The following is a 5,305-nucleotide window of genomic DNA, read 5'->3' as shown; positions in this document are numbered from 1 at the left end:
GAGATGGTCAAGGAGGTGCTCGACACCATGGTGGAGCTCGCGCGCGACGGCATGACCATGGTGTGCGTCACGCACGAGATGGGCTTTGCCCGCGAGATCGCCGACCGGGTGGTCTTCATGGATCGCGGCGCCATCGTCGAGGAAGCCGATCCAGAAACCTTCTTCCGCGCGCCGAGTACGGAGCGGGCGAGGGATTTCCTCGGCCAGATCATCCATTGATTGGAAACGGCATCTGGTCTCGGGAAGGTGACGGCAGGCGCCCTTGCTTCACCATTTGAACGAAGCCGCCACCTCATAGCTGCGTGGCGCGCCCAGGATGATCTGGTCGGTGTAACCGGGATCGCCCCAGGCGGCGTAGAGCTTGTTCGTCAGGTTCTTCACGCGAAAGCTGATCCGGGTCTGCTCGACGCCCGGGAAATAGGCCTTTGGAATGTCGACGAACGCGAACGCGTCTAAGATCGTGTAGGCGTTCATGGTGACCAGATTGTCCTGGAAGTTGAAGCGGTCGCCGACGTGACGGACGAGGCCGCCGATCTCCACCGGCAGTTTCGTGTCGAACCGATAGGATGCCCCGGCATTGGCGATGAAGTTCGGAACGTTCGGCGGCGTCTTGCCCGAATAGGACTGGAAGACGCCATTGCCGTCGACATAGGTGAAGTCGATGAAGCGCGACTGCACGAAGGCGACGTTGCCCCACAGCTTCAGGCCAGCGACCGGGTTAACCGCGGCGGCGATTTCGACGCCCTTGGATTCCATCTTGCCGGCGACGTTGAAGACGATGCCGCTCTCGGGCACGTAGACGTTCTTGCGCTCGATGTCGAATGCCGAGAACGTGGCCTCCGCGCGCTTGTCGGCCGATTGCACCTTCACGCCGGTCTCATAGGTCCGCGACGTCGTCAGCAACAGCGGCACCGTTGGTGCGAGGATGAAGATGTTGGCGACCGTCGGATCGGCCGCCGTCGCATACTGGCTGTAGAGCATGACTCCCGGGGAGACCTCCCAGGTATAGCCGACGCGGCCGGTGACCGGGTTGAATATCTTCGAGAACGGATAGCCGCGGTCGGTGCGCAACACGCCCTCCGGCGAGTAGCGCGTGCGCGACAGTTCAATGTCCTCGAAGCGGATGCCGCCGATCAGCGCGAAGGTCGAGGTCAGCTTGAGCCGGTCCTCGAACGACAGCGAGGCCGTGTTGAGGTGGGTGTAGATCTTCTCGTCGCTGCGCGGGCCGTAGAGGCCGCGATCCGGATTGACCAGATCGACCGTATCCGAGGAGAACAGCGTGTCCTGCGAGACGTTGAACTGCGAGCTGCTCGCCATGACGGTGGCGACGAAGCGGTTGTCCATTCCGCCGACATTCGAGTTGACGGTGAGGTCGGTGATATTGCCGTAGAGACGCTGGGCGTGATCCAGCGCCAGGCGCTCGCGATAGACGTTGTTCGGACCGGAATCGTCGAACGAGTTGATCTCGTTGTTGAACCAGTGCCGGTGCGCATCGTAGCCGTAGACCTGGCTCTTCAGCGAGATGTTGTTGGTGATGTCCCACTGGAAGCCGCTGCGCAGCCACAGCTCGCTGGCGCCGCTGTGATTGTCGAGCACATTGTAGGTGGTGGTCAGCGTGCGCGCGTCCACGGTGACGGGATTGAGCGTCCCGGTGTGGCCGTTGAGATAGTAATTGGTCCACTGACCCGAGACGATGCCTGATGTCGGCACGATGCCCGGCGCGTTCGCCGGCACCAGCGGTGTGCCCCAGTAGAAGCGGTCCTTGTCCTGCTTGTACTCGGCCGCGCCCCAGATCTTCAGGCTGTCGTTGACGCGATAGTTCAGCTGGCCCGAGACGTTGCTGAGCTTCGAATAGGTGTCGTCGATGAAGCTCTTGTCGTTGGAATGGCTGATGTCGAAACGGTAGTCGAGCCCGTTGATCAGCGTACTGCCGCCCGAGCCGTAGCCGGCGCGATAGCCGTGGAAGGAATCGTAGGACGTGAAGGCGTCGTTGACAACAGGTCCGGTGTGCGGCGCCTTGGTCACGTAGTTGATCGCGCCGCCGGTCGCCCCGAGCCCCGCCACCAGCGAGTCCGGTCCCTTGATGATCTCGACCTGCTGCAGATTGGCGGTGTCCATCGGGCGGCCGGTCATGGTCGAGGGGCCGATCGGGATGCCGTTGTAGAGCGTGGTGAGCTGGTCGCCGGAAAAGCCGCGCATCGAGAAGATGGCGGGCGCACCGGGCGCATCGCCGCCGGTCACGCCGACGGCGGCCTTGGCGACGTCGGTCGTTGTCTTGATGCCCAGATCCTGAATCGTCTGCTGACCGATCACCTCGACGGTCGCCGGCGTTTCCCGCGCCGTGATCCCGAGCCGGGAGCCGACATCGGTGACGGCGGCGGTGTTCAGCGGCGTCTGCACCCGGCCGCTCTGAGACTGCGTTGCCGGAGCGGCGACGGCAGGGGCGGCGCGATTGCGCCACGCGGCGCGGCGCGCGGTCCGCGGCCTTTGATTGCCGGCGCTGTTGGCGCGAGCTGGCTTGGGTGTGGCCGGCGAGACGATCACCGGGCCGACCTCTTGCGGGGGACTCTGAGCCGCAGTCTGCGCCGTCGCCAGCGAGGACAGGGATGTCGAGAGCAGCAAGGCGAGYAGGGCAGGTGTAGCGCCCCGAAACTGCCCCCCTAATCCGCTGGAGACGCCGATACGTACACGCGAAAACTCCGGCGCAATGCCGGGACCGAGATGAAGATTTTGCACGACAACGCTCTACGGCGACGCAAACACACCGTCACCGCGGTTGCCTTAGCCATCTACCTTCGCCCCAGGCGGCAGATGCACCGGCTCCTCATCCGACATCGGGGCACCCCGCCCAATGCGTTCGCGCGTGACTCATGGCTGGCAGCAGGTTTCCTGGCTCGCGGGTCATCGCCTTCGACCGCCTTCCCAGAGGCCCGATCGGGACTCCAGTGGTTCGTTTGGTCGTCGGCTATCCGCCTACAGTTGCGGGGGCAGCCGCGGAATAGTCCGCCGAGACGGACGCACCGCATTCCCTTGAAGAGTCCTTGCGGACACTACCGATCACGAAACTGGCATCTGGCGAGGAGCCCGTCAACATCCGCGCGGGCTGTTCGATAGGCTCGCCCTTCGATCGTGCCATTGTGTGACCGTTTTGCCCGGCAGTTCAAAGGACCTCGTCGAGACGCGCAGACCTCTCGCGAGAGCGGCGGCATAGGCAATGCTGCCAAATGAAAACACCCGCGACGGACTGCTCCGCGCGGGTGTTACGAACTTTTCGATGATGCCATTCTGCCGGTGTTTTGCCCGACGTGTCAAAGCTCGACATCGCGGCGCTCCGGCGCGGATGCGCTTGTACGAGCAAGCGTGTTTGGCGCGAACTCAAAACAACAAATGATTTCAATGCCCCCGCTACTGTGCATGGGGTTGTTTTTTCAGTTTTTGTTTTGAGCCTGCCTTAACAGCCCGCTCACCGCCGTCCACGCGGCGTCTCGGCCTTGGCTGGCGGCTCGGTCTGCGGCGCGCAGGTGGCCGCCGCGAGCGTCGCCTGCGCCTGCGGCATCAGGCCGGGCTCGGCGGCGAGGGCCTTCATCACGATCAGGCCGGTGGTCGCAGGGGAATCGATGATCAGGCGGTCGGCCGCGGTGATCTCCTCGTCCTCGGGCAGCTCGTTGTGCTGCGCTTCCGTCATCAGGTCGAGCTCGATCACCTTCTTGCCCGCGGAGCGGTCGTTGATGGCGTAATAGGCGATCTCGTTGCGGGTGTAGAACGACACCGAGGTGTAGGCCTGGCTCACCGGCACGGTGAGCTTGATCGGCCCGCCCGTGAGATCGTAGCGGCAGATCGCCAGCGCGAAGGCCGGGTCCATGAACGGCATCGGTGAGGTATTCGGATCGGCAAGCGGAAGCTGGGTGACGCCGTTGAGCTTCGTCATCGGCGTCAGCCGCGAATAGGCGTCCTGCGTCGCGATCCGCGGCAGCGCCAGCACGCTGACGAGATGGACCACGAGGCCCAGCACCACACCGGCAACGATGGTGAACACCAGCCGGATCATGAGCAGCCCACCGTCGAGATCGTGGGCATCGGCGCATCGCGCTGGGTGCGCGTCGCGACGCCGACCGGGGTGTCGTAGAGGCGCAGCATCAGCGCGTAGCGCTCGATGCCGCCGGTCGGCAGCCAGTTGCCGGCGCGCGAGCGCGAGGCGATCCGGATCTCGAAGGTGCCGTCGGACTGCCGCACGATCTCCTGGCTGGTGAAGCCGTAGCGCTGCAGCGAATTGGCGACGAGATGGCCCTTGCGGTCGTACAGCGTCAGCGTCCAGAACCGCGCCGGCGGCGTCACGCCGGAGACGACGACGTCGCAGCGGCCGTCGAGCGCCTTCTTCTTGTCGTCGGCGGTCGCGGTGAAGGCGACGCCGTCACCGGTGCCGATTGGCAGCTCGCCGTTGCGCACGATCGTGGCGCGCGAATAGGGGTCGACGTCGGCGGTGCCGGTACGTGGGCGCGCGGTCCAGGGGCCGATGGTGAGCGCGCCGATCTCGGTGCCGCGCGTCGTCGTCATCCAGGTCGCGCCGACACCCACTACGGTCGCGAGCAGGAGGGCCGTCAATGTGGTCAGGATCAGCCGCACGGGTTTCGATCAGTTCTTGCGCGGGGCGGATGCATTCGCATTCTCTTCCGCATAGTTTTGCGGGAAGGCGAGCGCGCTTGTCGACGAGGCCGGCTTGGCGGGCTTGCCGTCGTTGGCGGACGACTTGTTCGCGGTCTTGGCCGCGTCATCCAGCAGCTTCTCGACGCGCACCAGGATGTCGGCGCCGCGCTTGGTCAGCACCGGCGGCGGACCGGGCTTGGTCTCCAGCACCTTCGGCGCGGCATTGGCTTGCGCGGCCATCGGCTGCGGCGGCAGCTTCTGGCCCATGCCGATGCCGGGGATTTCCCGGACCTCGACGCCCTGATGCGCCGCGACCATGATGTCGTGCCAGGTCTGCGCCGGCAGCGAGCCGCCGGTCATGCGGTTGGTCGGCGAATAGTCGTCATTGCCGTACCAGACCGCGCAGGTGAAATTGCCGGTGTAACCGACGAACCAGGCATCGCGATACGCATTGGTCGTGCCGGTCTTGCCCGCGGTCGGAATGCCGTCGAGCGCGGCGCGGCGCGCGGTGCCTTCGCTGACGACGTGGCTCATCATGCCGGCCATGTCGGCGGCGATGTTCGGCGGAATGGCCTGCTTCGGCTTCGGGCCGTCGCGGTCCCAGCGCCAGACGAGATCACCGGCGCCGGTGCGCACCTCCAGCACCGAGTGCGGCGCGGCG

4 protein-coding genes, 1 pseudogene and 1 riboswitch are annotated in these 5,305 nt (G+C 65.2%); of the genes and pseudogenes, 1 reads left to right on the top strand and 4 read right to left on the bottom strand.

Annotated features, from left to right (window positions below; genetic code table 11):
- A pseudogene (gene glnQ, locus AC1D00_RS25080) lies at positions 1-219 on the top strand (glutamine ABC transporter ATP-binding protein GlnQ); the annotation flags it as partial.
- A gap of 48 nt (positions 220-267) precedes the next feature.
- Here glnQ and AC1D00_RS25075 read toward each other — a convergent pair.
- The 4 genes from AC1D00_RS25075 to AC1D00_RS25060 form a co-directional block, all read right to left on the bottom strand.
- Positions 268-2,736 carry a TonB-dependent receptor gene (locus AC1D00_RS25075; protein WP_477012492.1) on the bottom strand — a complete coding sequence of 823 codons (2,469 nt, stop codon included), beginning with the start codon at positions 2,734-2,736 and terminating at the stop codon, positions 268-270.
- A 126-nt stretch (positions 2,737-2,862) separates the two neighbouring features.
- Positions 2,863-3,070, bottom strand: a riboswitch (cobalamin riboswitch).
- 393 nt (positions 3,071-3,463) lie between these two features.
- Positions 3,464-4,048 (bottom strand): DUF1254 domain-containing protein, encoded by a 585-nt coding sequence (locus AC1D00_RS25070; protein ID WP_135172554.1) that lies wholly within the window; start codon positions 4,046-4,048, stop codon positions 3,464-3,466.
- Complete coding sequence (locus AC1D00_RS25065) at positions 4,045-4,623, bottom strand: DUF1214 domain-containing protein (protein ID WP_027547263.1); 579 nt, start codon at positions 4,621-4,623, stop codon at positions 4,045-4,047. Before AC1D00_RS25065 ends, AC1D00_RS25070 begins: the two co-directional genes overlap by 4 nt.
- A 9-nt stretch (positions 4,624-4,632) precedes the next feature.
- A partial coding sequence (locus tag AC1D00_RS25060; RefSeq protein ID WP_477012491.1) for a penicillin-binding transpeptidase domain-containing protein occupies positions 4,633-5,305 on the bottom strand: 673 nt, incomplete at its 5' end.

The sequence above is a fragment of the Bradyrhizobium sp. P2_E8 genome, from assembly GCF_056403875.1.
The sequence above is the reverse complement of the archived record's forward strand: the minus strand, read 5'-3'. Positions and strand labels throughout refer to the sequence as shown.